This is a genomic window from Ulvibacterium marinum, from assembly GCF_003626755.1.
Classification (GTDB): domain Bacteria; phylum Bacteroidota; class Bacteroidia; order Flavobacteriales; family Flavobacteriaceae; genus Ulvibacterium; species Ulvibacterium marinum.
Genome location: NZ_RBCJ01000001.1, coordinates 457,713 through 477,594, shown reverse-complemented (window position 1 = coordinate 477,594; position 19,882 = coordinate 457,713). Strand labels below are relative to the sequence as shown.

At 41.7% G+C, this 19,882-nt stretch carries 16 protein-coding genes; 4 read left to right on the top strand and 12 right to left on the bottom strand.

Annotated elements, in window-relative coordinates:
* Positions 1-6 precede the first annotated feature (6 nt).
* From hemB to hemA, 10 genes are all read right to left on the bottom strand, one after another.
* Entirely contained in the window at positions 7-996 is a 990-nt protein-coding gene (hemB, locus tag D7Z94_RS02100) for a porphobilinogen synthase (RefSeq protein WP_120709848.1), read from the bottom strand.
* Between the two features lie 39 nt (positions 997-1,035).
* Positions 1,036-2,145: a hypothetical protein gene (locus tag D7Z94_RS02095; protein ID WP_211341738.1), complete on the bottom strand. Its 1,110-nt coding sequence runs from the start codon at positions 2,143-2,145 to the stop codon at positions 1,036-1,038.
* Positions 2,146-2,186: 41 nt separating this feature from the next.
* A complete protein-coding gene (locus tag D7Z94_RS02090; RefSeq protein WP_120709846.1) occupies positions 2,187-2,975 on the bottom strand; it encodes a PhzF family phenazine biosynthesis protein in 789 nt (262 codons plus the stop codon).
* Positions 2,976-2,978: 3 nt separating this feature from the next.
* A complete protein-coding gene (locus tag D7Z94_RS02085; protein WP_120709845.1) occupies positions 2,979-3,704 on the bottom strand; it encodes an FkbM family methyltransferase in 726 nt (241 codons plus the stop codon).
* Positions 3,705-3,779: 75 nt separating this feature from the next.
* Positions 3,780-4,727: a DUF4421 family protein gene (locus D7Z94_RS02080; RefSeq protein ID WP_120709844.1), complete on the bottom strand. Its 948-nt coding sequence runs from the start codon at positions 4,725-4,727 to the stop codon at positions 3,780-3,782.
* Complete coding sequence (gene hemF / locus D7Z94_RS02075; protein WP_120709843.1) at positions 4,718-5,620, bottom strand: oxygen-dependent coproporphyrinogen oxidase; 903 nt, start codon at positions 5,618-5,620, stop codon at positions 4,718-4,720. The genes D7Z94_RS02080 and hemF overlap by 10 nt, the downstream gene beginning before the upstream one ends.
* 55 nt (positions 5,621-5,675) lie before the next feature.
* The gene (locus D7Z94_RS02070; protein WP_120709842.1) at positions 5,676-6,209 is read right to left on the bottom strand and encodes a GNAT family N-acetyltransferase; all 534 of its coding nucleotides are present in this window, start codon (positions 6,207-6,209) and stop codon (positions 5,676-5,678) included.
* A 26-nt stretch (positions 6,210-6,235) separates the two neighbouring features.
* Positions 6,236-7,264 (bottom strand): uroporphyrinogen decarboxylase, encoded by a 1,029-nt coding sequence (hemE, locus tag D7Z94_RS02065; protein WP_120709841.1) that lies wholly within the window; start codon positions 7,262-7,264, stop codon positions 6,236-6,238.
* Between the two features lie 146 nt (positions 7,265-7,410).
* The gene (gene hemC / locus D7Z94_RS02060; protein WP_120709840.1) at positions 7,411-8,994 is read right to left on the bottom strand and encodes a hydroxymethylbilane synthase; all 1,584 of its coding nucleotides are present in this window, start codon (positions 8,992-8,994) and stop codon (positions 7,411-7,413) included.
* Positions 8,994-10,247 (bottom strand): glutamyl-tRNA reductase, encoded by a 1,254-nt coding sequence (gene hemA / locus D7Z94_RS02055; RefSeq protein WP_120709839.1) that lies wholly within the window; start codon positions 10,245-10,247, stop codon positions 8,994-8,996. The genes hemC and hemA overlap by 1 nt, the downstream gene beginning before the upstream one ends.
* Positions 10,248-10,450: 203 nt before the next feature.
* Between hemA and D7Z94_RS02050 the strand changes: the two genes are divergently transcribed.
* Complete coding sequence (locus tag D7Z94_RS02050; protein ID WP_120709838.1) at positions 10,451-11,341, top strand: AraC family transcriptional regulator; 891 nt, start codon at positions 10,451-10,453, stop codon at positions 11,339-11,341.
* Here the strand turns inward: D7Z94_RS02050 and D7Z94_RS02045 are convergent.
* Together D7Z94_RS02045 and D7Z94_RS02040 are read right to left on the bottom strand one after the other, a co-directional pair.
* The gene (locus D7Z94_RS02045; RefSeq protein ID WP_120709837.1) at positions 11,338-12,180 is read right to left on the bottom strand and encodes an N-acetylmuramoyl-L-alanine amidase-like domain-containing protein; all 843 of its coding nucleotides are present in this window, start codon (positions 12,178-12,180) and stop codon (positions 11,338-11,340) included. The genes D7Z94_RS02050 and D7Z94_RS02045 overlap by 4 nt on opposite strands.
* A gap of 29 nt (positions 12,181-12,209) precedes the next feature.
* A complete protein-coding gene (locus D7Z94_RS02040) occupies positions 12,210-15,731 on the bottom strand; it encodes a TraB/GumN family protein (protein ID WP_120709836.1) in 3,522 nt (1,173 codons plus the stop codon).
* A gap of 354 nt (positions 15,732-16,085) precedes the next feature.
* Here D7Z94_RS02040 and hemH point away from each other — a divergent pair, with 354 nt between their 5' ends.
* The 3 genes from hemH (at position 16,086) to D7Z94_RS02025 (ending at position 19,846) form a co-directional block, all read left to right on the top strand.
* Positions 16,086-17,120, top strand: a complete 1,035-nt coding sequence (hemH, locus tag D7Z94_RS02035; RefSeq protein WP_120709835.1) for a ferrochelatase — start codon at positions 16,086-16,088, stop codon at positions 17,118-17,120.
* A gap of 98 nt (positions 17,121-17,218) precedes the next feature.
* Positions 17,219-18,607, top strand: coding sequence for an MATE family efflux transporter (locus D7Z94_RS02030; protein WP_120709834.1), 1,389 nt, complete (start codon positions 17,219-17,221; stop codon positions 18,605-18,607).
* A gap of 141 nt (positions 18,608-18,748) precedes the next feature.
* Positions 18,749-19,846 (top strand): lactonase family protein, encoded by a 1,098-nt coding sequence (locus tag D7Z94_RS02025; RefSeq protein ID WP_120709833.1) that lies wholly within the window; start codon positions 18,749-18,751, stop codon positions 19,844-19,846.
* The last annotated feature ends 36 nt before the right edge of the window (positions 19,847-19,882 follow it).

Genomic DNA, 19,882 nt, shown 5'->3' with positions numbered 1-19,882 from the left:
AGAAAACTATGACATTAACCGCACGGCATCTTTGGCAAAGTAGCTTGCAATAATATCCGCACCGGCTCTTTTTATGGCGGTCAGTTGTTCCATCATTACCGCATCGTGCTCTAACCACCCTTTTTCCGCTGCAGCCTTAAGCATGGCATACTCTCCTGAAACCTGATACACTGCTACAGGAACCTCTACGTCATTTCGTATTTCCCGAACAATATCCAGATAACACAATCCGGGTTTCACCATAACGATATCCGCACCTTCATCAATATCCATTTGGGTTTCTTTTATGGCCTCCAAGCGATTGGCATAGTCCATTTGGTAGGTCTTTTTATCCTTGGGGACATTTTTCATATCTACAGGTGCGGAATCCAGTGCATCACGGAACGGCCCATAAAAACTACTGGCGTATTTGGCACTATAGCTCATGATGCCTGTTTCTATAAATCCTTCTTCTTCCAAAGCCTCACGTATAGTTAGGATACGGCCGTCCATCATATCGCTCGGTGCCACAAAATCGGCTCCCGCCTGGGCATGGCTAACGCTCATTTCCGCTAAAATCTCCGAAGTTTCGTCGTTTAAAATACGACCGTTCTCAACAATTCCATCATGACCATAAGAAGAATACGGGTCCAAGGCCACATCGGTCATAACCAGCATATCCGGACATACATTTTTTACATGCTGTATGGCAAGCTGCATAAGTCCGTTCGGATTCAATGCTTCCGAACCTTTATTATCCTTTAGGTCATCCGGCACTTTTACAAAGAGAAGTACGGCACGTAGGCCCATTTTCCAAAGCTCTTTGACCTCTTTTTCCAAGTTATCCAAACTAAGTCGGTAATAATCCGGCATAGAAGGAATCTCCTGTTTTATACCTTTCCCTTCTACCACAAAGAGTGGGACCAGAAAATCATGGGGTGTGAGAACGGTCTCCCTGACCATTCTTCTTATGGTCTCTGAGCTTCGGAGTCGTCTATTTCGTATCAATGGATGCATGGTACTGCTTTTATTTCAAGTTCGGAATTCCAAAGATAATTAATCGACAAGCGTCGCCATTTCTTTCAATGGAATTATATCTACATTTCCAAAAGTGACATCCGTATTATGGGCAATAAGTAGGCAAGAACCTCCCAAGTGTTTTGTTTTGGAGGTCTCTATGGCTTGGAAATCCCATTCTTCGGGCTCTTCCCTACTTGCGTCCCAAAGTTTTACCGAATATCGTACGCTATTATCAGTAAGGTCTTGTACCCGGTGCTTCATCTTGTATGGTAACCCTTCCTCAATGTTACGATATTTATCTTCTTTTTGCTCCGCATAGAAATTATCACCATCAAAAATGCGCCATCTACAATCTTTATAACCGTCGGTAATCCTAAATTCAGCTGTTGCTCCTAGAGGATGCCATTTCCGATTGGGTTGCAAACTGTCCTTGTCATGTCCGGGCCATAAGGTGGCCAGGGCTGCATGGGACACATTGTAAGTGGGTGGGCCTTCTTCCGGAGGGGTATAACCGTGAAAGGTCACAGTAGTGGTTACCTCATAATTTCGCCAAGAAGTATCACCCATGGCCAATACCCGATCATAATACACGTCTTGGGTTCGAATACCTTGGGGGGTTATTTTCCAATGACCGTCCACTACCTGAACCACATCTAGGATATCTTTAACTTCTGCCCAATTTACAGAATACGGTAACGGCCATTCGGTTTCGGGATTATAATTCAGGGTTATCTCCTTTGATGCCAGTACGGTTTTATCTTTTGCCACATAAATACTGACTAGGTTCTTGCCCTTTTTAAGCCTATCCCTATAGATTTCAATATTAAAATCGCCATGGGCCGCCAGTCGGTGAAGGTCGGAACCTAAGGTAAGCACATGCTTTTCTTGGGTGTCATTGAGCATATAATATGTTGTTATCCCAACACTATCCGTCTGGATGTTGCCCAATACATTGATTTGTGCCTGTGGGTGGCCTATATTCCCAAAAGATTGTTCAGTTCCATACCAAAGGGAAATAGTTGCCACTTGGTCCTTTGTATCGGGTTCTTTACAACACAATAACAAAAACACACTTGGTATTAACACCATGATAGAACGTTTGCTCCTAAAAAGAAACTGGAAAAATAGCGAAGTTTTGTTCTTCATAGGTTTTACAAGCAAATAGGAGGTTTCCATGTAGATTGCCCTTAGATTTCAATTTCACCGATTAAATAGGGTACTGCCTTTCCAGATATCTTGATACGTTCTCCAAGGTCTTCACAAAAGAGGTCACCGCCCCTTTTGGATAATTGCTTGGCACTTAGTTTCGTTTTTCCCAGCTGTTTGGACCAATACGGTGTTAGCGTGGTGTGTGCCGATCCGGTTACGGGATCTTCATCAATTCCCGAACCGGGGGCAAAAAAGCGAGAAACAAAATCGACTTTTTGACCTTTGGCGGAGACGATGACTCCCCGCACATTGGCCTTGCCAAGTAAATAAAAATTAGGCTCAATGTCTTCGATATCCTGCTGGGTTTCGTAAATTAACAAATAGTCTGTTTTCCCCTTAAAGGCCTGTACAGGGGCTTTGCCTATAGCTTCGTTCAAGGTATCCAAAGGCTGGATCTCAACGATGGGATCTACGGGAAAATCCAGGATCAAAAGTCCATTTTTTCCCTTTTCGACCGACAGGGCTCCACGGTTTTGCGAATAGAAGATGATCTTTGGGGTAGTGACACCATAGTAATTAAACAGTACAAAGGCCGAGGCCAAGGTAGCGTGACCGCATAAAGCAACTTCAATAGATGGGGTAAACCATCGTATTTCATAGCCATCACCTTTTTTTACTAGAAATGCGGTTTCAGCAAGATTGTTCTCTGCAGCTATCCGTTGCATGGTTTCATTATCCAACCAATTTTCTAGGATGCAAACCGCGGCCGGATTTCCCGAGAAAACCTGATCGGTAAAAGCATCTATTTGATATATATTAAGTTTCATAATTTATGCGGATATTTTCCTTTTCTTCCAAATTTGAAAATTTCCGTCCCTTACCAAAATATCAAAACCTAAAGAACTAAGGATATCTTCACATTCTTGGGCTTCCTCCTTGGTCAATATATTGGCAAAAGGATGTACTTCCATAAAAATTTGGTCAAATTTTGCAATACCTTTCTGATAGTTCCGAAATAAATCCAGTTCACCACCCTCTATATCCATAATCAACGTGTCAAAGTCAAGTTCATATTTTTTACGTAGTCCCTGAAACGTCTCTCCCTTTATGTTAATCCTGTTCGGGGTCTTACGTTTGGCACTTCCTCCAACGATAAGATGATGTATATAAAAATCATTCAATTCTTCATTGGATATAATACAATTTTCAATAGCAAATTGACAACTGTTTTCTTGCTTATTCTTGTCTATCCAAGGAATTAAATTTGGATTGGCTTCCAATACCACGTGTGCCGAATTGTCCGAAAGCAATTTGTTGGTAAGGCAAGAAACATAACCAAGACAGGAACCAAGTTCCAACACCTTGGCATCCGGAGAAAGATATTCCTTTAAATATCTGGATTCCTCCTCTTCATAGGTGCCAAGGACAAACCTTCCACGAAACTTAAAATCCGTCAAATGAAAGGGGACATGAATTGTTAGGCCGTCATTTTTAAATACCTTTTTGAAATACGTAAAATAAACTCCGGCAAGGAACAATCTTGGTTTTTTTAACATTCAAGCTTTTTTGATGTTGAAGGACCTTATGGGTTAAATTTAGGAAAATATCCAACATGATTAGGACTACAGCCTTTAGTCCAGACCAAATTTACGGTTAAACTTATCCGCCTTCTGAATCCATTTTTTCGGGGCATTGAGACGGTATCCGATATATAACTCTACAAAAGTAATGATGTCATCCAATTGGGTGTTTTGGTCTGTTCCGTGTTCCAATACTTGGGCGCTTAAATTGATGCCGGTAAAGAACCGCTCAGAATTATAACCCATAGCACTTCTAAAAATTACTTGGGCCAGGCTGGAGGTAAATGTTTCTCCTTCGGAACGTGTAAAATTGGCTCCTAGCCCTATCGTGGCACCGGCGGAGAGTAAATAGTGTTTTCCGATAACTAAATTGTAATAATACCCTGGCCCAATGGCCAGATTAAAGGAGTGGTCATCACCAACTTGAACATCGGTGTCCTCTAACCTAAAACGAGTATAGTAAAATGTAAATCTGGGAATAAAGCTGCCGGCACTTTTTTTCTGCCATTCATTTTGGAACCCAATGGCTCTAAACGAAAAATTCCTATTAAAAATAAAACTAGTTGTTCCACCTATTTTTAGGGTGCGTAATTCCGGAAAGGGTAAAAGCTCATCATTAAATGGAGTAAAAAACCCTTTTTGTCTATAAAAGTCCAAAGTTTGCATCCATCGACCCAGGAACATTCTAAAGTTTAAGGTGAAGAGTTTGGATCCACTGTTGTCTCGATTTTCAGAGAAAAAATTAGGAGCATAACCCAAATCCACTTCAACGGAACGGAATAATGCAGATAACCCAAGATAGGTCTTGTCATTAGGAATGAATTCGGTTTGTTGGCCGGTCTCCCTATCGGTTACTATAAAACTATTGGAAGTGTTCTGTACGCCAAGCCTCAAAGTGACCTTCTCCGGGAATCTACGGATATATAAACTGTCGTTTTGCGAATGGGACACAAAAGAACCTAGCCCCAGAAAAAAGGTGAAGATGTGCTTTAGACCCATTTTATAGGCTTTTGAAGAATTTTAAGCAAACGCTCTTCCTCACTGCCTTCTTCTGGATGATGATCATACCGCCATTGCACATGTGGAGGAAGGCTCATTAAAATGCTTTCAATACGGCCGTTGGTCCTTAATCCAAATAAGGTGCCCTTGTCGTGAACAAGATTGAATTCTACATAACGACCACGTCTGATTTCTTGCCAGTCCCTTTGTTTATTGGTGTACTCAAGCCCTTTTCTTTTTATAACGATTGGTATATAAGCTTCCAAAAAGCTGTCGCCAACTTCCGCCACAAAATTATACCAGTTTTGCATGGACATTCCCTCCGAAGTTCTGCAATAGTCAAAAAAGAGTCCGCCCACGCCCCGTGCCTCATTCCTATGGGCGTTCCAAAAATATTCATCGCACTTTTTTTTATAGTCGGGATAAAACGTCGGATTATGTGCATCACACGCTTTTTTGCAAACGGAATGGAAATGAATAGCATCTTCATCAAAAAGATAATAGGGCGTAAGATCTTGGCCTCCTCCAAACCACTGATCTACAATGTTCCCTTTTTTATCGTACATTTCAAAGTAACGCCAATTGGCATGTACCGTTGGTATCATGGGACTTTTTGGATGGATGACCAAACTAAGTCCACAAGCAAAGAAATCCGCATCCTTAACCCCAAAATAGTTTTGCATACTCTGGGGCAATTCCCCGTGAACTGCGGAAATATTTACCCCTCCTTTTTCAAAAACCGCTCCGTTTTCGATGACCCGTGAACGACCTCCACCTCCCTCCGGACGAATCCATTGATCTTCCCTAAATTTGGATTTGCCGTCTACCTCTTCAAGTTTAGAAGTTATCGCATTTTGAAGATTTTGAATATAAGTGTAGAATATATCTTTCATAGGTTTAACATTATAATTCTTGTCACCTTGGAGCAATGCCGAAGAGGTTATTGAGTTAACAATACAGTTCGTATAACTCCATATCCAATGCGGGTTCATTCGGGGGACTGTGTTCCTTCTTTAATGTCGTTTGCCATGTGTAGCCGCATTTTTCCGCTACTTTGATGCTTCCTTTATTCGTGTTATGGACAATAATCTGGAGGGCTTTCAAATCTAGAACCTCAAAAGCATAGTTTGATAATGCTTGGATGCTTTGTGACATCCAACCTTTTCCTTCAAATTGATAACCGATGCAATAGGCCAGTTCGGCCTGTCTTTTGTCTCGGTTCAGTTTTTTTATATACACCAGGCCGATAATCGTTCTACGTTCTTTATGTTTTAGCTTAAAAAGCAGTTCTTCCTTTGTTAGGAATTGCTTTACTTTCTTTTCTACGAAATATTTGGACAGATCAGGTGTGAGATTTTGTTCAAGCGTCCTTGGGAAGTACCGTTTTAGTCTATCGGCATTGGAGACGACAAAATCACATAACTTCCAAGAATCTTTTTCCTGGATAGGTTCAATAAAATAATGGTCGAAATCGAATATCACTTTTTGCTTTATTCTAAACCTTCTTTTTAGTTTGAGTATTCCTTTACGGCATCGATAAAGGCCTTTGCATTTTCCAATGGAATGTTGGGAAGTATCCCATGCCCCAAATTGACAATGTATTTATCCTTCCCGAACTCGTTTATCATCTGGGTAACCATACTTTTGATTTGCGATGGAGGTGACAATAATCGGGCAGGATCGAAATTACCCTGTAAAGTAATGTTTCCTCCGCTAAGATATCTGGCATTTCTGGCCGAACAGGTCCAATCTACACCCAATGCGGAAGCTCCGGACTTTGCCATTTCCCCCAAAGCGAACCAGCATCCCTTTCCAAAGACGATTACCGGGCCCTCAACTTTTAGGGCATCTACGATTTGCTGAATGTATTGCCAGGAAAACTCCTGATAATCAGTGGGAGAAAGCATACCGCCCCAAGAATCGAATATTTGAACGGCATTAACCCCGGCCTTTACCTTGGCCTTGAGGTAGGCAATGGTAGTATCGGTAATTTTCTGTAACATTTCATGTGCAGCCTTTGGTTGGGTAAAACAGAATGCCTTGGCCTTATCGAAGGTCTTGCTTCCCTGTCCTTGTACACAATAGCAAAGTATAGTCCACGGAGAACCCGCAAAACCGATCAATGGCACCTCGTTGTTCAATTTTTCTTTGGTCATGTGAATGGCCTGCATTACGTAGTCCAATTCCTGATCTACATCGGGAACTACAACAGAATCCACATCTCTTTGAGATTGTATGGGATTGGGCAGATAGGGTCCGAAATTGGGTTTCATCTGCACCTCAATATTCATGGCTTGGGGGATTACCAAAATATCACTGAAAAGAATAGCGGCATCCATACCAAATCTGCGCATGGGTTGTACCGTGATTTCTGAGGCCAATTCGGGAGTCTGGCAACGGGTAAAGAAATCGTACTTTTCCCTAATTTCCATGAATTCCGGTAAATAACGGCCGGCTTGGCGCATCATCCAAACGGGTGGTCTATTTACGGTTTCGCCACATAGGGCTCTTAAAAATAAATCGTTGGTAACACTCATATTTTCAATTCGTTCGTCATTGCATAGGGCTTAAAATTTAGAAACCATACGTTGATTTTTAGCTTGGATTTAGTGGATGTCTTTGTTTTTCGTTTGCTAATCCAATTTTTTCAAGCGCCATTTAGTGTGGCCGCTAATAAAAAGGCCTATTTTTTGCCATAGTTTTCATTCACCTTGTCTATTACACTTTCAATGGTAGGTATTCGCGCTAAATGAACATCGGCAAAGTGCTTTCTGGCGAACTTAGCGGTAGTTTCGCCAATACAATATGCAATTTTATCGGCCGGATTCTTTAACAAATAGCTTTCTATGCCAGAAGGACTAAAAAACAATACTCCTTCTACTCCATTGGCTATCTCTGTCGGAGAATACTTGGTTCTATACGCTTCCACTTCGTTTACGGTGATGTTATTTTCAGATAGGATAGTCGGGAGGTCATCCAGTCTTTGATGACTACAAAAATAGGTTACTTCCAGGCCGTCCATATACTCCACTAGATGTTGGGCCAATTTAACGGCGTTTTTCTCTTGATGTTTTACAGGACCTATCCGTTTTTCAATAAGTCGCTTTGTCTTACGGCCCACACAATAAATATTTTCAAACCGTAACTTATCCGCCGTATTATGAGTTAAAATTGCCTCTACCGCATTTTGGCTGGTGATAATAACGTTTTTGATCTTGGATTTTAAGACTACCGAGGGAATCCTGGAAGGATTCACTTGAATAAAGTCCTCAGAATCTACGGTTACTGAATCCATGAACCGAGAAAGTTGATCTGAAGTCAGTTTTTTTGTGGAGAAAACGGTAGGGCTCTTTGTTATATCTCCCTGTATTTCTGACATTAAACGTTTCCCTCCACGGGCCAGAATACTATTGGCACAGTCCCGACCAAGATTGTGATGCTCGCCCATTCTTGCGGAAAGTTCCGACTCCAACTTTTTGCTACCATCCGTACTTAACAGAACACCTTGTAGAACAACACGATCTTCTTCTATTTTCGCCAAAGCTCCGATCGGGGCGGTACAACCGCCTTCCAACTTGTTCAGAAATTGACGTTCAACTGTGGTACAAATTTCGGTTGGCTCATCATTGAGTTCCGCACAAGTGTTCAATATCTCAACATCACCTTTTCTGGCTACGACCACAATGGCCCCCTGTGCCGGTGCTGGCAACATCCAGGTCAACCCTATAGTATTTTTATGCTTTATACCAATACGTTCCAGACCAGCTGCGGCGAATATGGCACCGTTCCAATCGCTGTTTCTTAGCTTTTCGATTCTTGTGTTCACATTGCCTCTTAAATCCGTAGTGGTATGGGTGGGGTAGCGATTGAGCCATTGTGCCTTTCTTCGGAGACTCCCCGTTGCAATTACAGCATCCTTTTGGGCCAAAAATTCCTGATTGGTCTTATAGGCCAGGATATCCAGAAAATTACCTCGTTCCAAGACGGCCGCCTGTACAATGTCGTTAGGTAAGATGGTGGGCACGTCCTTCATGGAATGCACGGCAATATCTATTTCACCTTTCAATAAAGCCACATCCAAGGTTTTGGTAAAAATTCCTGTTATCCCAAGTTCGTGAAGCGGTTTGTCCAGTACCAGATCCCCTGTGGATTTAACAGGAACCAGTGCAGTTTGGTGACCAAGAATTTCCAGCTTTTCTTTTACCGTGTTTGCCTGCCAAAGCGCAAGTTCGCTATCGCGGGTTCCAATTCGAATGATTTTGCCCATTACGATTTCACTTCCAATTGAAACACTTTCTGGATGAGTTCCAGACTATCATCAGCGTCGGTATGGGTCTCTTTGAGATGATTGGCAAATTGTTTGGTTATTTTTTGGATGATTCGATTTGTAATTACATCTGCCTGCTCTTCATTAAAATCCGACATTTTTTTAGCTTGGTAATTCAATTCCTCATCCTTCATGGTCTTTAGTTTCTTCTTAAGTGCACTGATTACCGGAGCAAACTTGCGAGTTTCCAACCACTGGATAAAATCACATTTAATGTCTTCAATAATGGCCTCGGCCTGCGGGATAAACTGTTTCCTACGCTCCAGGGTCTCATCGGTCATTTGAGAAAGCTGGTCTAGATGGATAAGTGTAACATTGTCCAGTTCAACAACATCATCGGCCACATTCTTGGGAACGGAGAGGTCCAATATCAACAAAGGCTTTTTGGTGTAAATAAGTTCCTTGGAAACTGTAGGATGATGTGCTCCTGTGGCAACTACCAATATATCCGCATTCCGAATTTCACTTTGCAGCTCCCCATAGTCCTTGACGGTCAAATTAAATTTGCCCGCTATTTTTTCCGCTTTGTCCTTTGTACGGTTTATTAAGGTTATATGAGGGTTTTTTGTGTGTTTGATAAGGTTTTCACAGGTATTTCTACCAATTTTCCCCGTGCCAAAAAGGAGAATATCCTTCTGTGAGATATTGGGAACATTCTTTAGAATATAATGCACGGAAGCAAAAGCCACCGATGTAGCACCGGATGAAAGCTCTGTTTCATTTTTAATCCGTTTACTGGCTTGGATAACTGAATTGCAGAGCCGTTCAACAAACGGATTTGCCATACTGTGCCTTTTTGAACGATTGAAGGCCTTTCTAAGCTGGCTGATAATCTCAAAGTCTCCGAGGATTTGACTGTCAAGCCCCGTGCCTACCCGAAAAAGGTGACCTATGGCGTCGTTGTTCTTGTAAACATAGGCCACTTCTTGAAACTCCTCAACGGTCCCTTGGGTGTTGTCGCATAACAATTTTATCAATTGAAAGGGATGTTGCGCGAAACCGTGCAGTTCAGTGCGATTGCAAGTTGAGGTAACAAGAAGACCGTCAATGCCTATTGCTTTGGCATCTACTAAAAGTTTATCCATGGCCGCCTCTTCCAAACTGAATTTACCGCGTACCTCGGCATCGGCCTTTTTATAATTTAGGCCAATCGTATAAAATGAATTGTGTCTGGAAATATGGTAGTCTTTCATATAAACCAAAGAATCGAAAGCAAAAATAGAAGCATAGCCCCAATAAAAATAACGCCAGAGGTTCTTTTAATAACGTTTGAAGTGTTTTTAGGCCAAAATCCAGAGTAATCCATCTAAATCCCTTATTTTTGTAGGAAACAAAGGAGGTTCGACCTATTCTATTTAGAATTATTCTAAATAGAAAAACAAAATGACACTAGCTTATGTTGCAAAAAAATGTCGTTCAAGGTTCTTATGATGAAGTCCTTATAGAAAGCGGATTTTATGTATTGAAAATTCAAAATGATACTGCTGATTTTCAAAAACTTACCCGCGAAATCGATAGTTCTTTTATACAATTTCATTTTTGCCTTAAGGGGCATGCCAAGTTCGTTTTCAATGAGGGTCGGTACGCGTTGGAAGTCTCCGAAGAGAATTCCCTTTTGCTTTATAATACCCAATTGGATTTACCCATGAACGTAATGTTGGATCCCAATTCTTGGATGGTTTCTATTGTTATGACCATACGCAAGTTCCATTCCCTTTTCTCAAAAGAGGCCCATTATATTCCCTTCTTGAGCCCCGAAAACCAAGAAAAGAAGTATTATTCCCAAGAAGCGGTATCTCCTGCCATAGCAGTGGTCTTGAGCCAGATAATGAACTATAACCTACATCCCTCCGTAAAGGAACTTTATATCCACGGCAAGGTGTATGAATTGGTCTCGCTTTATTTTAATAGAAATACGGATGCCGATGTGGAGCAATGTCCCTTTTTGGTGGACGAGGACAATGTTAGACGTATTCGCCAGGCCAAGGAAATCATAATTTCTCAAATGGCCGAACCTCCTAGTTTGCAAGCTTTGGCAGAGGAGATAGGATTGCCCTTAAAAAAACTAAAGGAAGGGTTTAAGCAGATTTATGGTGACTCCGTTTACAGTTTCCTTTTCGATTATAAGATGGAACATGCGCGGCGATTATTGGAAACTGGGCAAAACAATGTTAATGAAGTGGGCCTTAAAATCGGTTATAGCACGGCAAGCCATTTTATAGCAGCCTTTAAAAAGAAATATGGAACAACTCCAAAGAAGTATGTAATGTCCTTGGCGAATGCCTAAGGGTTTGGTCTTGCGACCATGATACCCGTATTTTTCTTTATTTTTTTTAAATAATCGGATAATGGGAGTTTGGTAACCTCAACCTCCATAGAGCCTGTGGAAGCGTGTAACAAATGAATTCTCCCATCGTTTTCACGTGTTGCAATGCCGGTATGGGTAACATCCAGTCCATTAATCGATGTGGCCAGGGCAATGATATCTCCGGATTGAATCAAATGCTCGTTGGATTCAATTTTGTCTTGGGGCAAAACACAGATGGACTGGTCGTTCAGGTAGTTTTCCGAAGCTTGTATTTTTTTGAAATTTTCGTCATCCTTTAGGAAGGGATATAAATCCCTGTGGGTGCTCATGAAATTAATATCCTTGGTAATTTCCATTCCTCCAATTTCCGAGGTGACATCCTTCAACAGCCCTTTCTTTTCATTATTGGCAATCCATTCCGAAAAATAGTGAAGACGCGATGCATAACCGTCCAGCTTGCCATCTTTATACCGAATGGTTTCCAAAGCTTGGGTAAAATTACCAAAGTCGCTCTGCCCTTTTTTTAACAGTATGCTGAAAGCCAATACGTTTTCTACAAAAGTGGTACAGTCCAATCCGTGAAGGTTAATGACCAAGGTTTCAATTTCGCCTACTTCTAAGGTCTTGGCCACATAGGGCGTACCCATAAACGTTTTGCCAATGGCCACCATAGTTTTTCCAAAATCGTTTTCCAATAAGCCATCAATAGCTATGGTTTTGTCTTCAAAAGCTTGTTTGTCTTCCTGAGAGCAGGTGATTTGTTGCGAGAAACAACAAAAAAAGTTTGAAACAAGGAAAAAGGTAAAAAAGACTTTCACTTCAGATACTTTGGATCAAATATAGGCATTTAATACCCGTGATACCCATATCCACCATAACCCATAGGCCGGTAGACCTGGGCGCGTTTCCGATCCTTTAGGAAAAACTCTTCCGTGGCATAGTTGATCGCTTCCTCTTCAGTGTCCGTGTCCTCAATACGCAATCCTTCGTTTTTGTAAAACGGCTTTGCAGTAAGTCCCTTTCCCTTTTCAAAAACAACTAGGCGCATGGTAAAGTTGGTATCATAATCCTGATTGTTTCGAGTCTTAAAATAATACCCACTATAGGTCTTACCGCGATATTGCAAAGTACGCTCCGCTACAAAAAGAACGGAATCCTGGTTTTGCAGGTAGGGCCGCTGTTCAAAAAGCAGGGATTCCGCCAGATACCTTTCGCTTTTATATGTTTTGGGAAATACGTTCAACTTGTTGATTTCCTTGAACTTGTTAAAAAGCAACAATCTACTATTAACGTTCTTGGCCAAACCTATTAGCATCGTTTGGGGAATTGGAGATTCTTCCTGAGCCAATAGCATGGCAAAGGTGGTGCGAATTCTTCGGTCCTTTACCCATTGCAACCGTTCAAAAAACTGGGCTACCTCTTTTTCCTTGCGAAAGGGAAATAACAGAATGGCATAGTTTTCTAGAACCCCACTACTTTGATTACGGATTTTTTTGTGGTAATTGTTTTGTATGCTCATTCCGGATAGACCCATTTGCCGCTTCAGTTGTATTTTGGCGTCGTTCAAGATTTGTTTTCGGTATTTTTTATAATGCTTAGGTTTGATCAGACCTTTGGCCTTTAGTTTTGCGAGCATAGAAAAAATACTGGGCTTATATTCGGCTATGGCACTATAATCCAATAGTTCAGGAAATAACTTTTTAGCCAAAGGTAGGCTATCCGTGTAAGGCCTAAATATTTTATGGATTTCCAAGGTGTTGGACACCAGAGGCAAATCTTTCGATAAAAGTTCTAGTAGAACTGCTGCAGATTCCTCATCTACCTTTTTAGCCAAGGCCTGTAGGATTTTGGTCTGGGCATTGGAATTGTTGTAGGAACGCACATAAAAATCGGTCAAGAAGGGTATCACTTTGGGGTCGCCCAACTTTCCTAACTGCTGTATCAAGTAGGACTGAATATATTTTTTGTCCTCAGGATACTTAAATTCCGAAATGTAATACTTCAGGGAATCAATGTGCTTTTTTTGGAATTTGACAAACTTATGGCCTTCCAGTATAATACTATCATTGGCATGTAAAGCGGCAAAAAATGTGGATGTCTTGTCCTTTAGGATATCCTTTCCGACAAGGGTATCAAAAGGTTCAAAATATTCGAAGAACTTGGCAACAAAAGGGGTTGGGCCTAGTACGGTATCTGTCTGTGCTTTCAGTTCATAGAACAAACCTCCTTTTACTATGTTTTTAACGAGGATACCACGCGTACTGGCCGTATCTGTTAATACCATTTTCAGTTCATAATACCCATCCTTGTAGAGGGTGTCTTTTGCGCTTAGAATATTCAGTCCATTTTTGGTCTGGAGTTTTTTTCGGTAAGTCCATACGGAATCAATATTGGAATACATCATCAAATCGTGGGATTTGTTCAGCTCCAAAGTGATGGCTTCGTTGTTTTTGTTTTGGTAAATGGTCTTTTTGGTATAGCCTTCGTAAGCCTTGGGCCTATGGCGCCCATTTCGGTACATTTTGCTGTTTTCCACAAACTTTGGTGGTTTTACCGTGGTGACCGTTGTGAAGAACAATGCAGTATCCCTAATCTTTTTAAAGGGTTTACTGTAATCAACTTTGTTTACTCGGAAGGAATCAAAAAAGGTAACGGCTTCTTCGGGGTTTTTGGACAGGCAGCCCATCAAGTAATAATCGCCCCGGTTAAAAACGGTTTTTAAATGGAGCTCCTTTTTAGTAACCGAATCCAAAACCGATTTGGATATCAAATTGTTAGCATTAGGTTTTTGGTAAGTGGGGATCAGTTTCAATTCCTTATAGAACCGTTGTTGTATTTTTTTTAGTTCGAAAGAGTCTTCCTCTATAAAATTAAAATCGTTTAAAGTGGCTTTCCGTAGGAAGTAATAGGTATCGGTAATGGAATCAAATCCCTGGATGAGGCGGTCTCCTTTTCGATATCGATTGGGAAAACTATATAAGGATGGCATTTTGACTTGAAAATCTGCATAGCCCGAAGTAACCTTAATGCTTTTTGTATTTTCCTTTTTAAACCGGATACTATTAAAAATAGTATCGGAATATTGGGTGACGTAGTCGTCCTGACCACCCATTTTAAAAATTAGAATTTCCAAGGGCGTCACATAAATATGATAACGCTGGTGATCTCCGTTTTTCAATTGGTTTTTGATATCCAAGCCTTGGAATCCATTTCGATTGATTCGGGTCTTCTCTAATATTTTTCCGGGAATATTCTCGAACAAAAGTTTGTCCAGATCCTCGAGCGTATAGATGGCATCTTGCTTTAGATGCGAAAAAGTGGGGATACGGTTTACCATAACATAGCTCCCATTGGCCAAATCTGGCGAAATGTAGGTGGTATTTACATAACCTGCGATGGGGTAAAGTTTGTTCGGCAGGACTAGACTAAAGAAATTATCATCTGGTGAAAAGGTGGCATATTCGTTTTCTTTAATCGATTTTTCAAACTTTTCCTTTAATCTTCTGCCTTTGGCTGTAGACCGGGATGTAAGAGGACGAACGGTGTACCCCATTTCCCGAAGCATGGCAATGACTCCTTGCCGTCCGGGCAAGTGGGCCGCTCCTATACCTGTAAACACTTTTGCCCTGCGCATTACGGAATCCAGTTCCTGGGCCATATTGCGATTGCGGATAAAGAGCATGTTTTTTAGGTAATGATCCGTATACATGGCCTTGTCCAAGGAATCCAAAAGATTAATGTTCCGGTTGCGGTAAGCATCCTGCAACAAGGTCATGGGATCCTGTTGTTGCATTTTCTTTTGTAGCCACTCGTCCGGTTTTTGCTTCATGACATTTAAACTTGCACGGCCGACCAATGCCGTGGATTCCTCAAGATTTTCCAAGGCAATGACTTTTTTATCGAATTTCTTCCCGGTCTGGTAAATGAACATGTCCAGATAGGTTTCTTCCTCAAAATTCTGGGAATATGCATTAGTTCTATAGAGGATATTGTTGACGCGTTGATCCTCAAAGGCCAAATAACCCGCTATCTCTTCTTTTCTCGGGTTTCTAATCGTAAAGGGATACCTATAAAAACCTTTAGGGTTAAAGCTACTGCCTTGTCCCGTAGCCGTAAAACCGATATTCTCATCTGCTTCCAACCAAGTATCCGGATCGGATTCCAAGGCCACTACCTCACTTTTGTCCAACGCTTGGTAGAAAACATCATCCAATCGGAATGCAATACGCTTGCTTACATGCATAGTTCCGTAGAGGTAGGAACTTTGCTCCAACCCGTTGCCGGATATCTCCCAAAGAAGGCTGTTTTCCTCTTGTGGAAAAATCGAAAAGGAAGAAATTCCTACAAGAAAAGCGAAAAAGAAACGCATTGTTGTTTTTTTGTTTTGCCCATTTCTTGCCTGGCCGCTGTTTATCTATGTGATAACAGTTCTATGCGTAATGCAAGTTAGGATGCCATTGCAAAATTAGGAAAGAGTATTCGGTGACCTTTCCCTATAAACCGTTAAAACGGACAACAGCTTTGGGTATAACGCATTTTAGTGTATGGTATTTTCACTTTACTCCTCTTTTTAGGATAAATAAAATTTCAGCAAGGCTTTCCAAACAACTCAAGTACAAAAAATGAAAATTGATTTTTTCTATAACTAAATTGGAAAACTATCCGCGGAAAGGACAGGAAGTTTTGTTACAAGCCTTATTTTTACGGGCATTAAAAAAAATCTATGGCAAAAGGTGTTTTATTGGTCAATTTGGGTTCTCCGGATAGCCCAACTCCTAAGGATGTAAAACCATATCTGGATGAATTTTTAATGGACGAACGGGTTATTGATGCACCCAAATGGCTGCGTACCCTTTTGGTCCGTGGGATAATTCTCCGGACCCGGCCTAAAAAATCGGCCAGTGCTTATGCCAAAATTTGGTGGGACGAAGGATCGCCACTGATTGTCATCTCCGAGCGTTTCTCGGATAAGGTTCAAAAACAAGTAAAGATTCCAATGGCCCTAGGGATGCGATACGGTAGTATGAGTATTAAAAAGGCACTGGGAGAACTTTCGAAAAAAGGGGTAGATGAGGTATTGTTGGTTCCCCTTTATCCTCATTATGCCATGTCCTCTTATGAAACGGTGGTGGTAAAGACGATGGAAGAACAGCAAGCACATTTTCCCAAAATGAAATTAACGACCTTGCCTGCCTTCTATAAAAGTCCTGAATATATCAAGGTGCTTTCAGAAAGTATAGCCGATGGTCTAAAAGGTTTTGAATACGACCACATTTTGTTTTCCTATCATGGTATTCCCGAACGGCATATACGAAAGAGCGATCCTACCAAGTTCCATTGTAAAATTGATGGCTCCTGTTGCTATATTAACTCTGTGGCACACCATACGTGTTATCGACACCAATGCTATGATACCACGGAGTTGGTCAAATCCTACCTGAAGTTGGATGAAAACAAGATAAGTTCTTCCTTTCAGTCGCGTTTGGCAGGAGATCCTTGGCTTAAACCCTATACCGACTACGAATTTGAGCGCTTGGCCAAGGAAGGCAAAAAGCGATTGGCCGTGATTACTCCGGCCTTTGTTTCCGATTGTTTGGAAACCTTGGAAGAAATTGCCATGGAGGGCAAGGAACAGTTTACGGAAGCCGGTGGGACGGATTACAAGCATATCCCCTGCCTAAATGATAGTGATGCGTGGGTTGGGTTAATGGCAAAATGGATAAACGAATGGGAGGCTTCCGATGTGTTGCCGGTTTAACGAAGTTTCCATAGCGGTTTGGCCAACCTTTGAAAAAGAATAACGATACATGAAATTGCTTTGCTGTCCACATTCGGCAAGCTGGCAATAAAGAAAAAATGGCAAAAGTCTCATCGGAACAACTAGGTACTGAACCTATAGGTCAACTCTTGATAAAGCAAGCGGTACCTGCCAGTATCGGTATTCTGGTGATGTCTCTCAACATCTTGGTCGACTCCATTTTTGTAGGAAATTGGATCGGTTCCATTGCCATTGCCGCCATCAATGTGGTCCTTCCAGTTTCATTTTTTATTGGGGCTTTGGGGATGGCTATCGGAATAGGAGGCTCTAGTATTATTTCGCGGGCTTTAGGGGCCGAAAATAAGCAAAAGGCGTTGAAGGTTTTTGGGAACCAGGTGACCTTGACCTTATTGGTCACTATTTCCATGGTAGTGGTGGGCCTTTATTTTGTGGATGACCTTATCCCTACGTTTGGAGGTAAGGGCGCTATCTTTGAGCCTGCCAAGATTTACTATGTTATTGTGGTCTATGGTGTACCTATGCTGGCACTCTGTATGATGGGCAATACGGTGATCAGAGCCGAGGGTAAGCCCAAGTTTGCCATGAACGCTATGATTATTCCTTCGGTAGGCAATCTATTAATGGACTATATCTTTATTTATGAGCTGGATTGGGGCATGTATGGGGCCGCCTGGGCTACTACTCTGGGCTATTTTTTCTGCCTGTGTTACATCGTCTGGTTCTTTCTTTCCAAAAACTCGGAACTGAAACTGCGTATGACCGATTTCGGATTAAATCGGTCCATACTTCGTGAAATCGGATCTTTGGGTTTTGTAACCTTGTCGCGCCAAGCTACCATCAGTATCATCTATTTGCTGATGAACAATATTCTTTTTGGCTTGGGTGGGGAGGCCATGGTAGCCGTCTATGCCATTATAGGACGAATGTTGATGTTCGCCTTTTTTCCGGTCTTTGGGGTAACCCAAGGTTTTTTACCTATAGCGGGATATAACTATGGGGCCAAAAAATATCCAAGAGTGAGGGAAAGTATTAATACGGCCATTAAATATGCCGCTTTTATGGCCACTTTGGTATTTATCTTTTTGATGGTTTTCCCCTCGGAAATCGCAGCTCTATTTTTGAGTGACAAGCCGGATATGTCCTCGGTTGAACTGGCAGCCAATGCTTTTGTTCTGGAACACACGCCCTTTGCCATGCGCTGGGTCTTTGCGGCAACGCCTATTATTGCCCTGCAGTTGATAGGCGCCGCCTATTTTCAGGCAATTGGAAAGGCGGTACCAGCACTTTTGTTGACACTTCTTCGGCAGGGCTTTTTCTTTATTCCCCTGATTTTGATTTTACCGAATTTTTTAGGTGAACTCGGCGTATGGATCTCATTTCCAATTGCGGATGTATTGGCCACCATAGTTACGGGCTTTTATTTGAGGAAAGAGGTCAGGAACACTTTGTTGGCTAGAAGTACGTAAAAGACATTCGATTACAAAAAATGACCACTGCCCACCGATTATTTTTTGAATATGTGTGTTGGAGCCTTAACTTTTTATTTCCCGGTTATGACCCATGTCATATTTAGTCCCTATTTTTAAGGTTCCTTTAAAATTGTTTCCATGACCAAGAAGACCTTCATTTCCGTTTGCTGCTTAGTTTTTGTTTTTTTAGGCTGTACCTCCGAGGCGCCCAAGAGCTATTCCCTATTCGTAGGAACATATACCAATGGGGAGAGTGAGGGGATATATCGATATACCTTCAATACGGATACCGGAACATTGGAAGATACCCAATTGGCCGCCACTTTGGTCAACCCTTCTTTTTTAAAGATTTCCTCGAACAAAGAATACCTGTATTCCGTAAAGGACGCACCGGAAGGAAAAGGTGCAGTGGCAGGATACCGTATAAAGGACGGGCTATTGGAGGAAATCAACTCTGAAGTTACCAATGGCCCACCATTTTGCCATGTAGGGATATCACAGAATGGACGTACCTTGGCAGCTTCAAGCTATCCCGGTGGAAGTATCTCCATTTTTCGGATCGATGATAACGGGAAACTGCTTTCCGACCCACAATACATAGACCACAAAATAATCGATACAACAAAAACATCCCATGCACATGCCGCTAAGTTTACCTCGGACGGACTCTTTGTGGCGGATTTGGGACTGGATGCCGTAAAAAGATATGCAGAAGGGAAAGAACGATTTGCCCCGGCCGGACAAGCTTCTCTGGATTTACCGGAAAAGGCAGGACCTCGCCATTTTACATTTAGTCCTGATGAGCAATTTCTCTATGTTATCAATGAGTTGAATTCCACGATTACCGTTTTTGAACGAAAGGTGACAGGAGATTACGAGGAAGTGGAGACCCAAAATACATTGGCCATGGATTTTGATGGAAAAAGCTATTGTGCGGATATCCATTTGTCCAAGGATGGCCAATTCCTGTATGGTTCAAATAGAGGGGAAAATACCATTGTGATCTTTAAGGTAGATGCGAGTTCCGGGAAATTGAATCTCGTGGGCCGGGAAAGTGTCCGTGGCGACTGGCCCCGTAATTTTGCAGTGGATCCCACAGATGGGTTTCTTTTAGTGGCCAATCAAAAAAGCGATAACATCACCGTTTTTCAAAGGGATAAGAAGACGGGAGAATTGACGTACCTCCATGAAACCAAATTGTCAAGCCCGGTATGCTTGGAGTTTTTGGATTTATAGATTTTCTATCACCATCTACATTTTAGGACAAGGTCG